The organism is Parajatrophihabitans canadensis, assembly GCF_053764775.1.
This window is the reverse complement of record NZ_CM132445.1, coordinates 4,301,574-4,321,972: the sequence shown is the minus strand read 5'-3', so window position 1 is coordinate 4,321,972 and position 20,399 is coordinate 4,301,574. Positions and strand designations below refer to the sequence as shown.

Annotated in this window: 18 protein-coding genes; 13 read left to right on the top strand and 5 right to left on the bottom strand. The window is 63.1% G+C overall.

What is annotated here, in order from left to right:
* Nucleotides 1–90: 90 nt before the first annotated feature.
* Together ACSMXN_RS20760 and ACSMXN_RS20755 are read right to left on the bottom strand one after the other, a co-directional pair.
* Nucleotides 91–702: a hypothetical protein gene (locus ACSMXN_RS20760; RefSeq protein ID WP_022915870.1), complete on the bottom strand. Its 612-nt coding sequence runs from the start codon at nucleotides 700–702 to the stop codon at nucleotides 91–93.
* Nucleotides 703–785: 83 nt separating this feature from the next.
* Nucleotides 786–1,400, bottom strand: a complete 615-nt coding sequence (locus ACSMXN_RS20755; protein ID WP_035944978.1) for a TetR/AcrR family transcriptional regulator — start codon at nucleotides 1,398–1,400, stop codon at nucleotides 786–788.
* An 836-nt stretch (nucleotides 1,401–2,236) separates the two neighbouring features.
* On the opposite strand from ACSMXN_RS20755, the gene ACSMXN_RS20750 reads away from it, so the two are divergent.
* From ACSMXN_RS20750 to ACSMXN_RS20690, 13 genes are all read left to right on the top strand, one after another.
* Nucleotides 2,237–3,724, top strand: a complete 1,488-nt coding sequence (locus ACSMXN_RS20750) for an MFS transporter (RefSeq protein ID WP_196811473.1) — start codon at nucleotides 2,237–2,239, stop codon at nucleotides 3,722–3,724.
* A 32-nt stretch (nucleotides 3,725–3,756) separates the two neighbouring features.
* On the top strand, nucleotides 3,757–4,194 hold the full coding sequence (locus tag ACSMXN_RS20745; protein WP_022915866.1) for a nuclear transport factor 2 family protein: 438 nt from the start codon (nucleotides 3,757–3,759) through the stop codon (nucleotides 4,192–4,194).
* Entirely contained in the window at nucleotides 4,187–4,660 is a 474-nt protein-coding gene (locus tag ACSMXN_RS20740) for a nuclear transport factor 2 family protein (protein WP_022915865.1), read from the top strand. Before ACSMXN_RS20745 ends, ACSMXN_RS20740 begins: the two co-directional genes overlap by 8 nt.
* Before the next feature lie 25 nt (nucleotides 4,661–4,685).
* The gene (locus ACSMXN_RS20735; RefSeq protein ID WP_022915864.1) at nucleotides 4,686–5,906 is read left to right on the top strand and encodes an epoxide hydrolase family protein; all 1,221 of its coding nucleotides are present in this window, start codon (nucleotides 4,686–4,688) and stop codon (nucleotides 5,904–5,906) included.
* A gap of 60 nt (nucleotides 5,907–5,966) precedes the next feature.
* Nucleotides 5,967–6,371: an SDR family oxidoreductase gene (locus ACSMXN_RS20730; protein ID WP_196811472.1), complete on the top strand. Its 405-nt coding sequence runs from the start codon at nucleotides 5,967–5,969 to the stop codon at nucleotides 6,369–6,371.
* 204 nt (nucleotides 6,372–6,575) lie between these two features.
* Nucleotides 6,576–7,382: an enoyl-CoA hydratase/isomerase family protein gene (locus ACSMXN_RS20725; RefSeq protein ID WP_196811471.1), complete on the top strand. Its 807-nt coding sequence runs from the start codon at nucleotides 6,576–6,578 to the stop codon at nucleotides 7,380–7,382.
* Nucleotides 7,383–7,423: 41 nt separating this feature from the next.
* Nucleotides 7,424–7,675, top strand: coding sequence for a hypothetical protein (locus tag ACSMXN_RS20720; protein ID WP_022915862.1), 252 nt, complete (start codon nucleotides 7,424–7,426; stop codon nucleotides 7,673–7,675).
* A gap of 30 nt (nucleotides 7,676–7,705) precedes the next feature.
* Nucleotides 7,706–7,918: a hypothetical protein gene (locus ACSMXN_RS20715; protein ID WP_155958594.1), complete on the top strand. Its 213-nt coding sequence runs from the start codon at nucleotides 7,706–7,708 to the stop codon at nucleotides 7,916–7,918.
* Nucleotides 7,919–8,258: 340 nt separating this feature from the next.
* Nucleotides 8,259–9,806: an FAD-dependent oxidoreductase gene (locus ACSMXN_RS20710; RefSeq protein ID WP_022915861.1), complete on the top strand. Its 1,548-nt coding sequence runs from the start codon at nucleotides 8,259–8,261 to the stop codon at nucleotides 9,804–9,806.
* Between the two features lie 750 nt (nucleotides 9,807–10,556).
* On the top strand, nucleotides 10,557–11,342 hold the full coding sequence (locus ACSMXN_RS20705) for an SDR family oxidoreductase (protein ID WP_022915858.1): 786 nt from the start codon (nucleotides 10,557–10,559) through the stop codon (nucleotides 11,340–11,342).
* A gap of 40 nt (nucleotides 11,343–11,382) precedes the next feature.
* A complete protein-coding gene (locus tag ACSMXN_RS20700; protein ID WP_027140058.1) occupies nucleotides 11,383–12,273 on the top strand; it encodes an aldo/keto reductase in 891 nt (296 codons plus the stop codon).
* Between the two features lie 94 nt (nucleotides 12,274–12,367).
* The gene (locus ACSMXN_RS20695; RefSeq protein ID WP_022915856.1) at nucleotides 12,368–12,964 is read left to right on the top strand and encodes a TetR/AcrR family transcriptional regulator; all 597 of its coding nucleotides are present in this window, start codon (nucleotides 12,368–12,370) and stop codon (nucleotides 12,962–12,964) included.
* An 836-nt stretch (nucleotides 12,965–13,800) separates the two neighbouring features.
* Complete coding sequence (locus ACSMXN_RS20690) at nucleotides 13,801–16,080, top strand: LuxR C-terminal-related transcriptional regulator (protein WP_027140057.1); 2,280 nt, start codon at nucleotides 13,801–13,803, stop codon at nucleotides 16,078–16,080.
* A 181-nt stretch (nucleotides 16,081–16,261) separates the two neighbouring features.
* On the opposite strand, the gene ACSMXN_RS20685 is transcribed toward ACSMXN_RS20690, so the two are convergent.
* The 3 genes from ACSMXN_RS20685 to ACSMXN_RS20675 all read right to left on the bottom strand — a co-directional run bounded on the left by ACSMXN_RS20685 (nucleotide 16,262) and on the right by ACSMXN_RS20675 (nucleotide 20,203).
* On the bottom strand, nucleotides 16,262–16,897 hold the full coding sequence (locus tag ACSMXN_RS20685) for an Lsr2 family DNA-binding protein (protein ID WP_155958592.1): 636 nt from the start codon (nucleotides 16,895–16,897) through the stop codon (nucleotides 16,262–16,264).
* A 358-nt stretch (nucleotides 16,898–17,255) separates the two neighbouring features.
* Nucleotides 17,256–17,453, bottom strand: coding sequence for a DUF5999 family protein (locus tag ACSMXN_RS20680; protein ID WP_022915853.1), 198 nt, complete (start codon nucleotides 17,451–17,453; stop codon nucleotides 17,256–17,258).
* Nucleotides 17,454–18,016: 563 nt separating this feature from the next.
* Nucleotides 18,017–20,203, bottom strand: a complete 2,187-nt coding sequence (locus ACSMXN_RS20675; protein ID WP_455407632.1) for a heterodisulfide reductase-related iron-sulfur binding cluster — start codon at nucleotides 20,201–20,203, stop codon at nucleotides 18,017–18,019.
* Nucleotides 20,204–20,399 lie beyond the last annotated feature (196 nt).

The window sequence follows — 20,399 nt, the reverse complement described above, 5'->3', positions numbered from 1 at the left end:
CGCGCAGAAGTTGGGCCGCGTGAGTAAAGTCGGCGTCGTCGCGCCAGGCCGAGATCCGACCCTCGCGAAGGTCGTACAACGCCAGGTGCTTCACCGCCGCGACCGGGCCGCCGGGACGCTGAGCGGTTGTGTCGCGGTGGCTTCGTCACCTCTGGGGAGCATGCGAACGGGAATGATCGACAGGTACCGACGGGCTGCCCGTTCCGCGGCGGTGACACACGCGCTCCAAGCGCCACCCGCCCGCTGATGCCGGTCGGCGGCGCGCAGAATGACAAGTGCACCGAGTGTCAGGACGGGCGCCCGATCTGATCTGAGCAGCGAGTCAGACCTCTCTGGTACGAGGGGGGCGGCTTCGAACTCCGCGATTGTCATACCGAGGTAGTCGAGAGCCGAACGGAGAAGGTTGCCGGGCGCTGCGTCTTGTTGGGCGTCTCCCCACGGACCGTTGAAGCGGTCAGCGGTGCACCGATCAAGCGCGGTCAGTGCCTGCCCTGCGTCCACACGTTTGCTGCGGGGCGTGTGCACGCCCCGGTCGACAATGTGCTGCCGCGTCCAGTTGTCCGGCGTGATCATTTCTGGCTGTTCTCGGCTGTGCAGGTCGGATCGGATGTCCGATAGGTGGCTGACATGTCGAGCGTCGTCGGGTTGCGGAGCGGACGATCCGTCAATCGGGTGATGCGATGCCGAAGAAATGGATGTCATAGTCCAATTATGTTCAAGCAATATGGACTGTCAAGTTCATAACAGTAAGTGTGACCGGGCAGACCCGGCCAAGCCGGGTCGCGTTAGCGCCGGGCCTGACGAGCGGGTGGTTGCATCGGCCGCAAGGCAAGGTTCACGCCGGCGTCGAGGTAGTCGACCCGCCCGGTCGACTGGAGCATCACCACGCCGCCCTGGATGGCAGCGAGGATTCCTCGGGCGGTCTGGGTAGCGTTCACGTCTGGCGCGAGCTCGCCGCGGTCCGCCATAGCCTGCGCACCGGTCCTCAGCAGCGTCTCCCACTCCTCGTAGAGATTGGAGACAATTTCCCGAGTCTGCGGGGATGACTTGCCTAGCTGTGATGTGAGGGCGCCCAGGGGGCATCGGCTACCCAGCTCGGTGTAGTGAGCGATCACGGCCCGCCGCCAGGCCTGCCATTTGCGCCAGGAGGTGAGATCAGCCAGGAACGGCTGCTGCGCGGCGATGACTTGACCGGCCTCGTGCCGGGCGACCGCGCGGAACAGTTCGTCTCGGCCGTCCGGAAAATAGTGAAACAGCTGACTCTTGCTGGTCGACGTGGCCGCCATGATGTCGTCCAGACTCGTCGCCGTGGGCCCGCTTCCTCTGATTAGCGCCGCTGCGCCGTCCACGATCCGCTGGCGCGTCGCCGCGCCCTTCGCTGTCAGCCTGTGTTGCGTCATCCGTGTGCCTTCCTCGGCATAGCCCCTTCTCTCGTCCGTGTCACTCGCCCGGATCGGCCAGCAGGCCTCCACCGGATCTGGTGCAATCCTTCCGAGCCGTGCTCAAACCGTCTTGAGCTCGTGATGGATCCGCTCGGCCTTTACAACATTGCTCTCGACAACTTGATGAGCCGTCTCGACCCGCACCACCCCAAACCGGGCGAACGTCCAGCGCCCAACACGACGGGCGCGTCTCGACCAGTACCTCGTCGCCGCCGTCGTTCCGAATCGGAGGTCAACCTGGACTCGCAAGTACAAAATACCTGAAGTTGAGCCGCGGTGGCGATAGCCACACGGGCTGCGCGTTACGAAGCGAAATCCAAGCTTCCTGGGCCTGCGGAGCGGCGGAGTTCTACGAAGTGAGTGTCGCCTCGGGGCCACCCTGGATCACGCGGCGTTTGGTTCCGTCGCTCGAGTCGCAACGTATTGCGGTGCAGCGCTCGACGTCTTCGAGGAAGAGCCGCTCCCTGGGGGCACCTTCCTCGACTGCTTCCGAATGTCACGCTCTCTGCTCATCCGGTGGCGCTCACGGAAGGCCATGTATCTGCCTGGTTCGAGGATGTGGCATACCTCGCATCATGGCATTGTTGGCTCACGTATTCGCGTTTTGATCGCCTGATCATGGGCATCGAGTTTCGGTCGCGAGCCGTGGAAGCAGAACGTGCGGCGTTGTTCTGCCATGTCACTCTCATCGGCGGACTCCACGTGCCGTCGCGCGGGATGTCAGCTCTCGAAACGAGGCTTCGCTAATTGAAGATGGACTTGACAGTCCAATCTATCTAAGTCATTATTGGACTGTGACAACCAATCTGGTACTGGTCGGAGCCTCGAGCCCTCGTCCACCTAATCCCAAAGGTGTCGTAGGGATCGTCCTGGTGATGCTGTCGGTGACCTCGGCGTCGTACTCGTTGGTGCTGTCGCTGGTCAATCCAGCCCTGGAGACGTTGCGCTCGACGCTGCATACCAGTCAGCTGGGAGTCAGCTGGGTCCTTACGGCCTACTTGCTATCGAGCGCCTTGCTGACGCCCGTCCTCGGGAAGCTCGGTGATCAGCAAGGAAAGAAGAGGCTGCTACTCGTCGCGCTGGGGCTGCTCGTAGTGGGCAGCGTCGTCGCCGCGAGCACGTGGGCCCTGCCTGTCGTTATCGTCGGCCGTGTCCTGCAAGGGGCCGGCGGCGCGGTTCTGCCGCTGGCTTTCGGGCTGATTCGTGACTTGGCCCCGACTCATCGGGTGGGCTCAGCCGTGGGCATCGTCGCTGCAATGAGTTCTGTCGGTGGTGGGCTCGGAGTGCTGCTGGCCGGTCCCATCGTCGATAGTCTGGGTGTGCGGTGGCTGTTCTGGTTTCCCGCCATCGCCAATGGCGCCATCGCGCTCCTATTGGTCAAGACGATCCCACGTGATGGTCACCGATCACGTGCCGGCGTGAACTGGCGAGCGGCGCTGTTGCTGTCGGCTGCCCTGGTGTGCCTGTTGATACCGCTGTCGCTAGGACCAGAATCAGGCTGGTTGACCGTCAGCACGTTGTTGCTGCTCGTCAGTGCCGTTGTGTTCGCGATAGCTTGGGTCTGGGTGGAGTTGCGTGCTGAAACTCCCCTGATTGACATGACGGTGTTCCGCCTGAAGCCGGTGTGGACGGCCAATCTCGCGTCGCTGATGTTCGGTGTCGTCTTGTACTCGGCGATGGGGTATATCCCCTCGTTCCTGCAAGTTCCGACGAGCACCGGCTACGGCCTCGGTGCGTCCGTCACGGTCTCTGGGTTGTTGTTCGTGCCGATTACGATCGTCATGCTCATCGCCGGTCTCGCTGCCGGTCCCTTGACCCGGCTGCTGAATCCAAAGACGGTATTGATCCTTGGGGCTATCCCGCCGGTGGTGAGCTTCACACTTCTCGCGTTTATGCACGCCCGCGCATGGGAGGTCGTTCTCGCCACCGCCGTAGGCGGACTCGGGTTCGGGGTTGCGCTCTCGGCACTGTCGGGTGTGGTCGTGCACGCCGTGCCTGCAAACCAGACAGGTGCGGCCGCCGGCATGAACGCCAACATTCGAACCATCGGCGGCGCAGTTGGCGCCGCTGTGGTCTCCAGCATGCTCGGCAGCCACCTCGGCCGATTCGGCGTGCCGACCGAGGCCGGCTACCGACTCGTGTTCCTGACCCTTGCTGGTGCCGGCCTGCTGAGTCTCATCGCATGCCTACTCATCCCCGCTCCGGTCACTGACGCCGTTCCACAGCAGGAACCGCCGGATCAGTACGTGACCGAGTTGCTCGACCAACACAACTCCTTCTGACACCTCAATCAGCAACTACGAAGGGAAGCGCAATGACTGACTATCCAACCGAACGCGAGACGCTGAACGACAGCCTGGTTCGAGCCTTCGTCGACAGCTTCGCCAGCCGTGACGCAGAACTACTCGGGCCGTACTTCACCGACGATATCTCCTTCGAGAACTACGGCGACTCACCGGTCCACGGCCGTAGCGCAGTAGTGAACGTGTGGGCCGGGGTGTTCGCGACCTTTGCCGAGGTCCGTTTCGAAACCCTTAGCCAGGCCGTGAACGGCGACGTCGTGTTCGCCGAGCAGGTCCATGGGCTCGCCTTCTCCGGCGGTTCTCTCGCCCCGATCAAGAATATGGCCGTCTACGAGTTGCGCGATGGCCGCATCGCAGCCTGGCGCGACTACACCAATCCCAATCGCGCCAGGGCGCTGCTCAAGGCTGCGACCTCACCGACACCCGAACGGAGCAACGCAGATGTATGACCTGGCGATGTTGACCGCGATCGAAGACATCCGTCGTCTTGAGGCGCAGTATGCGCGCTTCGCGGATGAAAAGCGGTGGGACGACCTGGCGGGGCTGTTCACCGATGACGGCTGGTTCCGGCCTCAAGACGTTGACGGGAAGACGATCGCGAACATGGTCGGGCGCGAGGACATCAGCACATCGCTTGGTTCGCGCATGTCCGGCGATGTGCAACCGATCCACCAACTTTTCACCCACGAGATCACCGTCGAGTCGCCGACGAGTGCGTCCGCTGTCTGGGCCATGGCGGACCTGATCTTCCGCGGTGACAGCGCGATACCCGAACAGAAACCTGGCGACGTACTCCCACCGTTTCGCACTATGCGCGGTTGGGGCCATTACCACGTCACCTACCGCAAGGTCGACGGCCGCTGGCTGATCGCCAGCCGGCTGCAGACCCGCACCCGCCTCGACTTCACCTACTGATCCTGCGCACAAGGAGAACATCGTCATGACCGACTTCGAAGCGAACCGCTTCCACATCTCGATTCCTCAACAGCAGATCGACGACCTCAAGACCCGGCTGCGAGCCACGCGCTGGCCCGCCGACATCGAGGCTAACGACGATTACTACGGCACGAGCCTGAAGTACATGCAAGAACTCGTCGACTACTGGATCAACGACTTCGATTGGCGACAGGCCGAAGTAAAGCTGAACGAGGCCGACAACTACCGAGTCACGATCGACGGCACACCCATCCACTTTGTCCGCAAGGCAGGCGTCGGGCCCGCTCCGATTCCGCTCGTCATGACGCATGGCTGGCCGTGGAGCTACCGCGAATGGGGCAAGGTTATCGATCCGCTCACCGACCCCGCTGCACACGGCGGCGACGACGCCGACGCCTTCGACGTGCTCGTGCCGTCACTGGCCGGGTTCGCCTTCTCGACACCAACTGGCCGGCCCGACATGAACTTCTGGAAGATGGCCGAGCTGTGGCACAAGCTCATGACCGAATACTTCGGCTACGACAAGTACGCCGCCGCAGGATCGGACTACGGCGCGTTGGTCACCAGCCAGCTAGGTCACAAGTACGCGTCGTCGTTGTATGGAATCTGGCTCAGCCACCGGATCCACCTCGACATCTTCCAAGGCGACCGGCCCTGGGACATCACCGGGGGCGCTCAGATACCGGCCGGGTTGTCAGACTCGTTCCGAACTGAAATCCTCGGCATGCAACAGCGCTTCGCCTCACACGTGGCGGTGCACATGCTCGATAACCAGAACCTCGCGTACGGCCTGGCCGACTCGCCGGTAGGGATGCTGTCGTGGATTCTGCGGCGTTGGACCAAGTGGAGCGAGTCCCACGGGGACGTGGAGTCGGTCTTTCCCCGTGACCACCTCATCACGAACGCAACAATATGGTGGCTGACCAACTCGATCACGTCGTCGATCCGGTCCTACGTCAACGCCAACCGCTACCCTTGGACTCCCTCCCACGACCGCACCCCGATCATCGAGGCACCCACCGGCATCACCTTTCTCGGTTACGAGAACCCACCCGGGGTCAGCGCCGAGCAGCGCGTCCAACACTTCCGCGACGACCCACGCGAGAAGCCCTGGTACAACCCGATCTACCTCAAGGCTCACGAGCACGGTGGCCATTTCACCGCTTGGGAGAATCCCGGCGCCGTCATCGAAGACATCCGAGCCACCTTCCGGAACCTGCGTTGAACACACCGGAAACCGTTGTGGCAGCGACACCGGCCCGAGCATCAGAACGCAAGACCGCTCTTGTCACGGGCGGCCGAACTGGCATCGGACGGTCTGCCGCCCTCGCACTGGCCGCGGAGGGTTACGCGGCAAGCGTGGCGGGCCGCTGCCACGCTTGAGCAGACCGTCAAGCTCATCACACATGCTGGCGGCAGCGCGAAGTATGTCGTCGCCGACGTCCACGACGCGGACGCTGTCCGGCACGCCGTCGAGGTCGCGGGCGGCGACGCTGGACGGCTGGACGTTGCGGTGAATAGTGCTGGTGTTGACGGGGGCAACGACTCGCACCCGCTGATCGACTATCCGGTCGAGACCCTCGATTTGATGCTCGCCACCAACGTGCGCGGCATGTTCCTGTCCATGAAGTACGAACTGGAGATCATGGCGATGCTAATGGACCCACTGGTGCAACTGTGTGCGCAGTGACTGGACTATAAAGTCCAATTAACTCGCATTGGGCTCATGCAAGGAACGAACGCCAGATCGCCGTGCAAGGCCGAGATCCTCTGGATCGCGGCACCCGAAACAGCAGACGATGTAAGGGAAACGGGTTTGACCGTCGGATATGGCGCACGGTCGTCAGGGATGACGCCAGGCGGCATGTTCGCGGAACTACAGGAGAGGATCACCATGCCAGCTCTGCGTAACTATGAGGACAAGTACCCCTCGATCCGCTTTCAGCGGCGAGGAGGCGTATTGCAGATGACCCTGCACCATGACGGTGGCGAGTTCATCGTCAGCGAGTCAGCGCTGCGCGACCTGGGGCGGGCCTTCCGTGATGTCGGTGAGGACACTGAGAACAAGGTTGTCATCCTGACCGGCACGGGTGAGCGGTTCGCAACCCGGTTCGACTACGGCAGCTTCGCGGCCACCATGCGCCCGGACATCTTCGACTTCTGGCTCCGTACCCGGACCGACGGCGTCCGGCTGTTGCAGGCGTTCCTGGATATCGAGGTACCGGTTATCTCTGCGATCAACGGCCCCGTCGTCACCCACTCCGAGACACCGCTACTGGCCGACATCGTGCTGGCCACGGAGAACACTGTGTTCCAGGACGCCACGCACTTTCTCAATGGCCTGCCGCCCGCCGACGGCGTGCACACGATCTGGACCACCCTGCTTGGGCTCAACCGCGGGCGGCACTTCCTGCTCACCGGCCGAGTCCTCACCGCCCAGGAAGCCCTCGCTTACGGCGTAGTCGGCGAGGTGATCCCACAGGAGGAGCTGCTGCCGCGAGCGTGGGAACTGGCCACTGCATGGGCGAGCTTCTCCCCGGCGACACTGCGCGGCACCCGCACGGCTCTCACCTTCGAGTGGCGCCGGCTACTGCAAGAGCAGCTGCACACCGGACTGACCCACGAGGCATTCGCCGGCGCCTTCAACGGAGCCCTCGAGGGGCCCGAGGTCCCGGTCGTCGACCTCGATCCGCGGCGCTAAGGGCGGCCCTTATCACGTCCGACACCGCCAAGCGTGCGGCGATGCGGACTCGGATCAAGGGCACCGCGAGCCTGATTCGAGCCAACGGGGTCGGCCGGCCGAATTTTGACGACGTGATGACAGCTACCGCGACGAGCAAGAGCCAGCTGTTCCACTACGTCCCCCAGATGGACGTGACGATCTGCTGCTTGCCGTCGCTCAACACGAAACCGACCAGGTTCTGGCCGAACAGCACTCATACCTTTCCGATCTCACCTCGGTCCTTTCCGATCTCACCTCGGTGCGGCGCATAGCAAAGGGCAGTCACATCACACCATGCGGAGTTGGGCGAGCGTTGCCCGTTAGGGACGCTCGCCGCCCGACCCGGCAAGACCTCTTCCGCCACGAGACAGATCCTTACCGAGCTCTACGCCACCGGGCAGGCTCATCTGCTCGCCGGGGCGGGCCCCATTACCGACCAAGGACACCTCGCCGAACGAGCCTGGTTGCGGATATCGATCGCGGCATTCTCACTGCTATCAACGGTTCTGTGCTAACGCTGCACGCCACCGGCCGTATCGGTTGCCTCGTAACGGCGTTGGCCGGCGGGCTGGCTCCGGTTTGTGCGAGCACCCCTCGGCGGCAGTCTGAGGGTTCGGTCACAAAGCAGAGTTTGAACTAGACAGTCCAAATGTAGGGAATATGATTGGACTGTGACGTCCAAACTCCTAGTGTTGCGACTTGACCGCCGCATCCTGGACAACGTGGTGTCGGTTTCCCATCGCTTGTGCAGTCGACGGTGAATCCAGCGTTGGAGCCACTGCGGGTCTCCCCACGCTTCGTCACTCTTCCTCAAGCCTCTCCTCATCTGAGGCCTTCCCATGATCGGAGTCACCGATGCGACACACGACCACCAACCGACCTGCCACCGAGCAGACGAATTCCAGACGGGAGGGCTCGACCGCCGACGTCATCATTCTCGGAGGCGGCGGCGCTGGTCTGTCCGCCGCAGTGTCCGCCGCCGAAAACGGCGCGAGCGTCATCCTTCTGCAGAAGGCGCCCACCGTTGGTGGCACCACGGCCATGTCGGTCGGTGCATTCACAGCAGCGGGGACGTCTCTGCAGAAGAAGGCCGGAGTCGCCGATTCGGTCGACGAGTTCATCGCCGACATCCAGACCGCGAACGGACCTCTCGACTCGCGCGAGAATCGCCAGTTGCGGCAGCTTTTCGCCGAGCAGGCCGCGCCCACGATGGAGTGGCTGATCGGTATGGGAGTCCGTTTCCTTGGCCCGTTCTCGGTAGCCCCGAACCGTCATCCGCGCATGCACAATGTCTTGCCGAACTCGCGGTCCTTCACGGCGGCGCTCGCTGTTCGCGCGCGAAAGCTCGGGGTGCGGATCGAAACGGACCGCCGGGCGGAGGAACTCCTGACCGATGACAACGACGGTGTGATCGGAGTGCGGGCGGGTTCCGAGTGCTACTACGCCGCCAAGGGTGTCGTGATCGCCACCGGCGACTACACGGCGGCTACGGATCTCGTTAGCGCAGAGCTTGGCGGATCCGCGGGCACGGCCACCGCCGCCAACCCGGACAACACCGGCGACGGCCACCTTCTCGGCCGCAGCGTCGGCGGCGTCACGCTCGGAATGGACTCCGCGGCGGAGTCACTGCGGTATCTCCCGCGCAAGCGTCGCGACATCATCAAGGGAATGCCTTCATTTCCGTGGTTCTCCCGGCTGGCGGCTCCGTTCGCCCGACACGTGCCTCGACCCCTGTTTGAATTCATGGCCAAAGGCGCACTCGTGGGGTGGTTTGCACCGTCAGCCGCGATGTACGAGGCCGGCGCCATCCAGATCGACGCTGCGACCGGGCGCCGGATGACTGACGAGACGAAGCGCGCCGAACTATCGCGCAGCGTCGGGAAGCACGGCGATCGCTCCTATCTCGTGCTCGATGCGAAGATCGCGCGGGAGTTCTCGCGCGGCGGCCAGCCCGTCGCGGCGTTTCCCGGCATCGCACGCGCCTACCTCGAAGACGTGCGCCGCCGCCGCCGTGATGTCATCACCGAAGCGGCAACGATCGAGGAGCTGGCACGCAAGCTGGGCGTCTCAAACCTTCCTGAGACCGTCGGTCGCTGGAACTTCGCGGTCACGAAAGGCTCGGATGACGAGTTCGGTCGTGAGGCCCTGGGCGCCGGCATCAAGGAAGGACCGTTTGCGGCCCTGGGACCGATGGCTTCGGTCGCAATGCTTACCAACGGCGGGCTCGCGATCGACGTGCAGTTCCGCGTGCTCGATGCCGACGGCAAACCAATCGGCGGTCTGTATGCAGCGGGTTCAGCGGGCCAGGGCGGATTGCTGTTGCAACTCGAGGGTCTGCACATCGCATGGGCGCACACGTCCGGGCGCCTCGCCGGCCGATCCGCGGCGCTTGCGAAGGGCTGAGCCGCAAACGGCCAAGGAAAGAGAAAGGGGGTGGGCGACTGATGGCTTTCCCGTTTCGGTCGCTCTTTCGCTGGTCAGCACATCGCCCTCGACGCAGGGGGATGAGCAACGACGCGAGCGGCCGCCCTCGTCCGCTGTGCGGTCGAAAGGTGGTGCCACGGCTTCACTGCTCGCGAGTTTTTGCTGCCTTATGCGACTGCCTCGCGACACACTGTCTCGCGTTCCTCGCCGGCCTACGGCCCCCGGCAGCCGAGGCGACTCGGCTTTGTAGCGGCGGGACGACGGACTGGCGATCGTCAGCCGCCGACGACCACAGCGTTCACGCCGCGCGGACCCGATCCGCGGGCTCTGACCGGCGGCATCGGCAAGTTCTGAGCACAATCTTCCTTGATCACTGTGGAGACGAGCCGAAGGACTTCTCGATGACTCGGACTTCAAGGAAGAGCCGAGGACACTCGAGGAGATTCTCGACGCGGAACATGAGTCTTCGGTCGGCTCTATATCACCGATCGCGTGAGGACGAAATTGCGTGTCGAACGTTAAGCGAATCCCGAGGGCGTCGAGGACCTGCCGCATGTCGCCGGGCACCAGGGCATCAGCCGTCCGCCCATGTTTAACATTCGCACTCGAAATGAGAGTGATCCTCCGATAAACTGATAGTAGTCCTCCATTTAGAGGACCGCTGGCGATGGCTTGCTCCTCGAAGCCGCCTCACCCGAACACTTATCAACCCAAATTGGAGACCACACCATGACCCAGGCAGCGACACAGACCCAATCATCAGAACGCAAGACGGCTCTCGTCACCGGCGGCGGAACCGGCATCGGACGGTCAGCTGCCCTCGCACTGGCTGCCGAGGGTTACGAGGTGACGGTGGCGGGCCGCACCTCCGCAACGCTTGAGCAGACCGTCAAGCTGGTCACCCATGCTGGCGGCAGCGCGAAGTACGTCATCGCCGACGTCCACGACGCGGACGCTGTCCGGCACGCCGTCGAGGTCGCTGTTGGCGACTCGGGACGGCTGGACGTCGCGGTGAACAGCGCCGGTGTCGACGGGGGCAACGACTCGCACCCCCTGATCGACTACCCGGTCGAGACCCTCGATTTGATGCTCGCCACCAACGTGCGCGGCATGTTCCTGTCTATGAAGTACGAGCTGGAATCAATGGCGAGGCAAGGCTTCGGCTCCATCGTCAACATCTCCTCCGGCGCCGGTCTGACCGGCGTTTCAGGCTACTCGGGCTACGTTGCTTCCAAGCACGCCGAGATCGGCCTGACCAAGGCTGCAGCCCTGGACTACGCCGACCGCAACGTCCGGGTGAACGCCGTCTGCCCCGGCCTGGTCAACACACCGCTCATCGCCGACATGGTGTCTGAGAATCCGGCGATGCACGAGCAACTCGTCGCCTCGCACCCGCTGGGACGCATCGCTGAGCCCGAAGAGGTCGCCGACGCGATCATGTACCTGGCGACCAGCACGTCCAGCTACGTCACGGGAATCGCGCTACCAGTCGACGGCGGCTACCTCGCCCGCTAGGGCGAACCACCTCAAGTAAGTGACGAAAGCGAGCAACGACATGTATAAACCATCCCAAGAACTCCCAGCGACGGTCACAATTAGCGACGGCCTCACCGTCGGGGTCATCGGCTACGGCGCGATGCAACTGACCGGACCGAAGGTCTGGGGCGAGTACCCCGACCACGATAAGGCGATCCCACTGCTGCGCGAGGTCCTCGCACAAGGTGTTACCTACATCGACACCGCCGACGTCTACGGCCCGCACTCCAACGAGGAGCTGATCCGTGAAGCGCTGCACCCGTATCCGGAGAACCTGGTGATCGCCACCAAGGGCGGCTTCGTGCGCGGCGGGCCTGAGTACAGCGACATGAGCGCGGTCGGCAACAAGCAGTACTTGCGCCAAGCCGCGTACATGAGCATGCGGCGGCTCGGTCTGGATCAGATCGACCTGTACTACCTGCACACGCCGGCCATGACCGATGCGCCGTTCGAGGAGATCATTGAGACCCTGGGCGGCATGCGGCAGGCGGGACTCATCGCCAACATCGGCCTGTCCAACGTCAGCGCCGACCAGCTACGGACCGCCCTGACAATCACTGACATCGCGGCGGTCACCGTCCAGTACAACGTCGCCGTCCGTGTCGGAGCCGCCGTCCGACAGGTCGCCGAGGACAAGGGCATCGTCTTCTCCCCTTGGCACCCCGGCACCGTGCCCGTCGGTCCAGACGGCGACCCGTTCCACGCCGTGATCGACCCCATCGCCCAGAGACTCAATGCAACACCACAACAGATTGCGCTGGCCTGGCAGCTACATCGCACACCCGGCTGTCTGCCGATCCCCGGCACCACCAGTGTCGAGCACCTGAAAGAGAATATGGCAGCAGCTGCCATCCAACTAACCCAGGCCGAGGTCGACGCCATCACCGGGCTGAGCCCCGAGAACAACTAGCTCGGCGCGGCCGAAAGTCGAGCACCGCGGAGCCAGCGCACGCCGAGACAACACCACCAATAGAATCAGGCATCAAGACGAGGAGGTCGCCGAGGTGGCGTTGAGTGATCTGCTGGACCAGCGACGGCCGCACCGCGCCGACGCGGCCCGCAACTTCGACGCGATCATCACAGCAGCGCGAGACGGATTCACCGACAGCGGCACCGAGGCATCCCTAGAGGACATCGCACGTCGGGCCGGAGTTGGGCCAGCAACCCTGTATCGCAACTTCCCGACTCGCGAAGACCTCATCGAGGCCGTGTACGTCGCCGAGGTTGACTCACTGTGCCAACACGCCCTCCAGCTGAGCGAGACCGAGGAGCCGTGGCCAGCACTAGTCGCCTGGATACGACACTTCGTCACCTACATGGCCACTAAGCGCGTTCTGCTCGACGCGTTGGACCGAGAATCAGGCGCGTTCCGGGCCTGCCGTGAGGCTCTCTACGACTTTGGTGGTCCACTGCTGACCCGAGCGCAAGAATCGGGAGACGCCAACCCTGACATGAGCATCGATGACGTGATGAGGTTCGTCATCGGCGTCACCAGCTCGCCGTTCGGCTCCGATGAACAACGCGAGCGAATCCTCGACATGGCCCTCGCCGGCATCGCTGCAAGACCGGCCGCTAAACCTGGCCGAGGGCGTAGGTCCTAGCGACTTCCTGACCGCCGCTAGCGCCCGGCACCAGTCTCACGTCGGACGCCATGGTCAACGTCCTCGCTTGACCAACCAGGCGCGGATCTAGCAGTGCGAAGCCCATCGAGTGTGAGCACTCCGCGTCGCGCGAACGCCGTCAGAACCTTATTCGCCGTTTCCCGGGTGCAACCTGTGGCTGTCCGAGATCCGATTGGCGAAGCCCGTCTTCGCTGTAGGTCAGACCCGGAATGACGCCCGAAACGCCGCTCGAGGTCCAGCAACAACATAGCGACACGACTGCGGGCATCCTTGAACGCGAGATTCGTAGCAGCTTCGTGAGCTGCAACCTCAGCGCCGGACAGTCTGCGGAGAAACGCAGAGGCCGCAGATGAGCGTGAACCATTCGTTCGTCGCCTGCGCGGGCACAGACGCGGATCGGGTGTCTCGCACTGCGACTACGCGGACCTCCTGGATGAGCGTCGACGCGTTCCAGGGCAACCGGTCCCAACGAGTTGCACTGGGTCGAAGGAGTCAGCCATGTCGACCTTTACGACTAGCCCCGGTACGTCCGGCCCACAGTCGACTGGCTCACGTTCGCCCACTCGAACATCGCGCCCGTGACCAGGTACTTCAGGGTGTGGGGTTCCAAAACCCGGTGCATGCTCGCGGCAACCAGCTGGGCGCGGTTGCCAGATTGTTCCCGCCGCAGTCCCTTTGCTTCCAGGCACGGTAGGAGGCGAGTTGATGGGGAGCTTGCGTTGCCCCGCGGGGTGTTCTGGGTGTTACATGCAGTCATGGCAGCTGTGGCGCTGCGGCAATCGGAGGGCAACCTACCCTCTGAGTTGACTAGTTTCGTGGGTCGACGCAGGGAAGTTGCTGAGGTGAGGGCGTTGCTCTCGGCAAGTCGGCTGGTCACTCTGACCGGAATGGGAGGAGTTGGTAAGACGCGCCTCGGCCGAAGGGTCGCAGCCGACGTCCATCGGGCCTTCGCCGACGGAGTGTGGCAGGTCGAGCTGGCGGATCTCCACGAGTCGGCACTGCTGGTGCACACGATTGCGGGTGCGCTTGGGTTGCATGAGCTGAATGAGCGCTGGGCGGTTGCCTCGCTTCAGCATTACCTGCGGGACCGCCAGCTTCTTCTCCTATTGGACAATTGCGAGCACCTTCTGGATGCGTGCGCTGTCACCGTGGATGCGATGTTGCGGGAGTGCCCGAAACTGCGTGTGCTCGCCACCAGTCGAGCGCCGCTTGGCGTCGATGGCGAATATACCTATTCGGTCGGAGCGTTGTCGGTGCCGGATTCGTCGCACGCGGGCGATACCCGCGGCCTCACCCTCTATGAGGGGGTGAGTTTGTTTGTCGAACGGGCCGGTGCGGTGCTGCCGGGGTTCGTGGTCGATGATGCTAATCGGTACGCGGTGGTCGCGTTATGCAGGCGCTTGGATGGCGTGCCCTTGGCGCTCGAACTTGCGGCTCTTCGGCTCCGGGCCCTGGCTCCGGCTCAGATCGTGGCGGAGCTGGACGACCGCTACCTGCAACATAAGGGTAACCGGAGCGCACCACGGCGCCAGCAGACGCTGTATGCATTGGTGGATTGGAGCTATCAACTATGTTCGGAACCGGAGCGGTCACTATGGCGGCTCGTGTCTGTGTTCCGCGGTGGATTCCAGCTTGATGCCATTCGAGAGGTGTGTGATGTCCCGGCGTTCGATGGCCACGACTTGATGGAGCTTACGATCGGTTTGGTCGAAAAGTCTGTCCTTCTCCGAGAGGAGCACGGAGGGTCGGCACGCTACCGAATGCCGACGCTAATCCGCGACTATGGTCTAGAACGGCTCCGCATGTCGAATGAGGAGCATTCAGCACGGCGTTCGCATCGGGACTGGTTCGAGGGCATGGCAGCTCGGGTTTATGCAGACTGGGCAGGACCCGATCAACTTTCGTGGTTTCATCGTCTGCGCCATGAGCAAGCAAACTTTCGTGCTGCGCTGGAATTCTCTCTCACAGAACCTGGGGAAGCCACGCACGCCGTCGACACGATTGTGACGCTGGTCCACCCCCTGCTGGCATTCGGACTCCTGAGCGAGGGGAGGCTGTGGTTGGACCGGTCGCTCCATGAACTCGCGGAGCCCAGTTTGCACCGGTTGAAGGCATTGCGTGCTGGAAGTCAACTCGCCGCGCTGCAGGGAGATTACCCGGTGGCGATCGCGATGCTGGCGGAGAGCAAAGCGATCGCCCAACAGGTTACCGATGGGGTTGAACTAGCTTGGGTTGCCCACGCCGGTGGGCTGTTGGCAATGGGCAGCGATGCCGACTTCGAGAAAGCCTCCAAGTTGTTTGAGGAGGCGCGCGCTGGATTTCAGGCCGCGGGAGATACGCGTGGGCTCATCCAGGCTCTGTCCGCTCTTGCAGTCACCGCTGTGCTGGCCGGACAGGCGGATCTAGCCTCATACCGGGTGGATGAGTTCATGGCGCGAGTGGACCGGGGAGAGCGTTGGCTTACCGGATGGGTGCTCTGGGCCTTGGGAATCTCAGAGTGGCGGAAAGGTGACAACCGTCGTGCTGCGGAACTTGAGGTGGCGAGTCTGATGCTGCACCGACCCTTCGACGACGAAATAGGGTTCGGCGCGTGTGTCGAGGTGCTGGCCTGGACCGCGGCTTCGGACGATCATTGGCAAACGGCGGCCGAGCTATTTGGCGCCTCCGTGCCGGCCCTCGCAGCTGTCGGATCCCCGATTGCACTATTCGAGTCCGTCATCGAGGACGATCAGCGGTGCCAGGCCAAAACGCGGGCGAGGTTGGGCAACGTGCGGTTCGAGGCCGCGATGCGCCGAGGCAGTACTCTGGGATTTGACCAGATCGTCGAACTAGTAACCGGCCAAAGAGCGTCGCGGTCATCGACGGCACTGGCCCGCGTAAAGGTACCCTCGGCCTTGACCCCGAGGGAGAGCGAAATCGCCGACCTGATATCGCAGGGCTTGAGTAATAGGCAAATCGCGTTGGCCCTTGTCATCTCTCAGAGGACTGCCGAAGGTCACGTGGAGCGCATTCTCGCCAAGCTCGGGTTCACCTCGCGAGCGCAGGTTGCTGTCTGGGCGGCTGGGCAGCGTGCTGACGATGGCAGCGATGGCTAAATCGCATGCATAGACCGCTCGCGGAGCTCGTCACTCTCGTTGACTAGCGGGCATAACGTTGGATGGTTCGACCGGTCGGGTTCTGATCGGACATTCAGGTCGCCGTGTCGTGGGGGAGGCGTCGGTGCGGTCGGGGTCACTGGGTTGCCCGGTGCGGATGACGATCATCGGCGCGGGGCTGTCATGCAGCTGCTGCGGTGTGCGCGGCGAGGTAGGCGTCGCGAGCACGCTGTTCGACGCGACCGCGGGTCGAGCAGCGCACTGCGTTTTGGGCTGCCCAAGCGCGGATCATCTTCGCGGTCGGTTCAGCCGTTGAGGCTACTGCTGGAGATTTGCCATTGAGGACTGCTCTGACTTCGGCTAGCTTGGCCTCAAGCTGGGCGATCTGGGCTCGGGCCTTCTCCTTCTGCAGTTCGCGGGCTACCGCTTCCTCGGCTACTGCTGCTTCGTCATGAAGGCGTCGCATGAGGTCGGCGAGCATGAGGTCAATTCTCGCCGCGAGTTTTCGGGTGTTGGCTTTCGGGGACCGCATTGCCTTGTCGAGGATTCGTCGGTTCACCGTGGCAGGGTCGCCGAGGTCTTCTAGTGCCGGGGTGTCTGCGGGCACCAGCGCTTCCTTGATCAACTTCTCACCGTTTGTCAGTTCTTCGATGGACCGGCCGACTTGGCCCATATCCGGATAGCCGTTTTCGCGAGCGATCCGGCGAACTGTGTCGAGATCAACGCCGGAGAGCGTCGCTGTTTCGAAGGCTCGCTTTCCATTCGCAATGCAACGGAGGACGAGGACGGTCGTTTTGCTGTCGATAATGGCGGTCATGCTGCACGCTCCTCGGCGAGTCGTGGGTGGCGGTTCATGTTGTGGGCGCTTGTTCGGCGAGATGGTCCGCGGATCGGGCGCAAATCGGTGAGCAAGCAGATGCTGTGCATGCTGGGCGAGTCGGAATGTGATGGCGTCGCCGTCCACGGAGCGCTCCCAGTTGGAGGTCGTCGACGAGCGCGTCGTCCGGTGTGGACAACGTCAGGACTGTCCTCTGACCTAATTTTTCGTCCATACACGCGGCGGGGGCCGACCTCAGACTTGGTGTGGTCAGCACCCTCGGTGTTGCAAGTGTTGCCGTTTTGGGCTTACGTATCTGGACATTGCGCACGTCAGACTCCTAATGACTTTGCTTGGACTACGCCGCGCGCCCGCCACTCGACGAGGGGCGCGGCGCGATCGCACGCCCGTCCGGGAGAAGCTCGCCGGCGTCGTCAAACAGAAGCACCCCGTTGCAGAGCAGGCTCCAGCCCTGCTCAGGGTGGGCGACCAACACGCGAGCGGCATCACGATCGAGAGCGTTGGAGGCTGGACACGGCGGTTGATGCTGGCACATATCGCACCTCCGGTGCGTCGTTGAGATCGGTGGTTAGCCGAACTGATGGATCGATCCTGGCCCGTGCTCGCGAGGCACAGTAGGGGGTAAATCCGTGTAGGTGTACCTGGACTCGAAAGTTTCACGCCACGTGCGCCCCCCACCCCCCGCACCGCAGGCTGCTCACCGGGCCAGGACGCTCGGTGACCCAATGCCGCGAATGGGGCGAAAGTGACCTTCCTCGCAACCCTCTTAACCCCGCGGCGGGAAAGACTGCCCTGCCCGAGCTGAGCGATGAAGCGCGACTAGACCGCAAGTCCGAGACTCTCGAAGGCGAACGCGAAGAAGACTGAGAAGCAGAACAGACCGAGCTCGCGAGGCTCTGTGTCGCTGCAGCCAGCATCCCCGGACGTGCCTAATCCGCGTACGCGGTCGTTCCGACTCTCTGACCTGTGGTGCCGGAAGTTCGGCATGTGCACCGCAGCCTCTCGGTCGACACACCCCACGCACATCCTGAGTCGAGCCGCCAGGAGGTTGATCCGATCTCCTCAGATATTGGGCCGGGCCGTGGCTGGTGGTGATGGTCAGCTGCCTTTGACGGATCGCAGGAGCAGTTGAGCCACGTCGCGGACTTCGACATTGTCGGGATCGATGGCATTGACACCGTCGGTAACCATCACGCGGCAGAACGGGCAGGCCACAGCAACGGTTTCGGCCTTCGTTGCGACCAATTCCTCGGCACGGTTGGCGTTGATCCGGGTACCGATCTTCTCTTCCATCCACATACGGGCACCGCCGGCCCCGCAGCAGAACGATCGTTCCTTCGAGCGTGGCGCCTCGGTGAGCGTCATCCCTGGCACGGACTCGATCAGCTCACGGGGCGGTTCGTACACCTGGTTGTGGCGACCGAGATAACACGGGTCGTGATAGGTGATCTTCTGCTCGATGCGCTCGACCGGCACCAGTCGCTTGTCGCGCACCAAGCGATTCAGCAACTGGGTGTGATGCACGACCTCGTACTCGCCGCCCAGCTGTGGATATTCGCGGCTCAAGGTGTTGAAGCAGTGCGGGCAGGTGACAACGATCCGCTTCGCGCCGGCCTCGTTGAGGACTTCGACGTTCTGCTGGGCGAGCATCTGGAACACGAACTCGTTACCCGAGCGGCGGGCGGAGTCGCCCGTACACGTTTCGCCTTCGCCCAGAACGGCGAAACTCACACCGGCGTGATGCAGTAGCTCGGCGACAGCTTGGGTCGTCTTCTTGGCCCGATCCTCGAACGCACCGGCACAACCGACCCAGAACAGGTAGTCGAACTCGGCAAGGTTCTCAGCCTGGACGCCGACCACGGGAACCTCGAAATCCAGGCCCTTCGCCCAGTCCATCCGGCCGGATTGCGCCATACCCCACGGGTTGCCCGGACCTTCAAGGTTTCGGAACAGGCCGTTGAGCTCGGACGGGAACTGAGATTCGATCAGCACCTGATAACGCCGCATGTCAACGATGTGATCGACATGTTCGATGTCAACAGGGCATTGCTCGACGCAGGCGCCGCACGTCGTACACGACCAGAGAACATCGGGGTCGATGACACCACCCGAGATCGAGTGACCGCCCTCGTTGAACTCCGCGACTCCGACCAGCGAGCGCTCGGCCTCCTTGCGGGCGTCGTCGCCAACTGCCGCCAACGCCGTCTCATCGGCCGTCTCTCCACCGGCGAGCAGATACGGCGCCTTGTTGTAGAGATGCTGACGCAGATCCATGATGACGAGCTTGGGAGAAAGGGGCTTTCCGGTGTTCCAAGCAGGGCACTGAGACTGGCAGCGTCCGCATTCGGTGCAGGTGGTGAAATCGAGCAGGCCCTTCCAGGTGAAATGCTCGACCTGCCCGACCCCGAACAGATCGTCCTCGCCCGGGTCTTCGAAGTTCACCAGCGCGCCGCGGCTGTACATCGGTTGCAGCGGGCCCAGGCTGGTAGCGCTGCTGCCCTCGGCAGCCTTGCGGGTCAAGGTGGTCACGCCCGGGTTGCGCTTGAAGAAGATGTTGGGGAAGGCGGCGAACCGGTGCCACGCAACCCCCATCGTGAGGTTCGAGGCAATGACGATGACCCAGGTGAACGAGATCACGATCTTGATCGCCGCGATCGCGTAGATCCAGTTATGCAGGGTCGATTCCGACGCGCCGCGGAAGGCGGCAACCAACGGATACGTCACCAGGTAGTGCGCCGAATAGCCCGACACCCGGTCCTCGGCACCCTCAAGCCCGCGAAGCAACGTGATGCAGATCGACACACCCAGGATGACCGCCTCGACGAAGTAGGCCTGCCAGAACGTCGAACCCATGAACCGCGACTTACGCCCGAGACGACGCGGATGATTCTTCTGCCGGACGATGATCAGGAAGAGGATTCCGAGAAAGGTCAAGGCCGAAAGCAGCTCGGTAAGGACGTCGAAGACGATCCAGTGGCCGATCCACGGCAGCGCGAACGTCGCATCGAACAACTGGCCGAAGGCGGTGACCAACGTCAGGAAAAGGAAGCCGAACCCGGTGAAGACGAACCAGTGCGCCACGCCGATATGCGACCACTTGAGCATCCGGGTGTGACCGAGTGACTCAGTGAGCATGGTGCGGGTTCGCGCGGGATAGTTGTTCTGCCGAGTCGCGCTGGGCTGGCCCAGCTTGAGCACTCGAATGAAACTCCGGATCGCCCGCGCGACCAGAGCTATGGCAACGGCGGTGATGCCGAGAGCCACAACGATCGCAACGTACTGCATGAAAACTCCAGGGGTCGGGGCATGACGATGTGACCTCTACTTGCTATGCGCAGGCCATGAGCTGGGGCGCCCTCGGGAGGTCCCCCAACGTTGGCACCCTTCCCGGTGACCGGAGCTCGACGCCGACGGTCATCGGCTTGAGGCAGATCGTGGCGGCCGCACTACACCGCCACCACGATCTGCTGGGAGCCGTTAA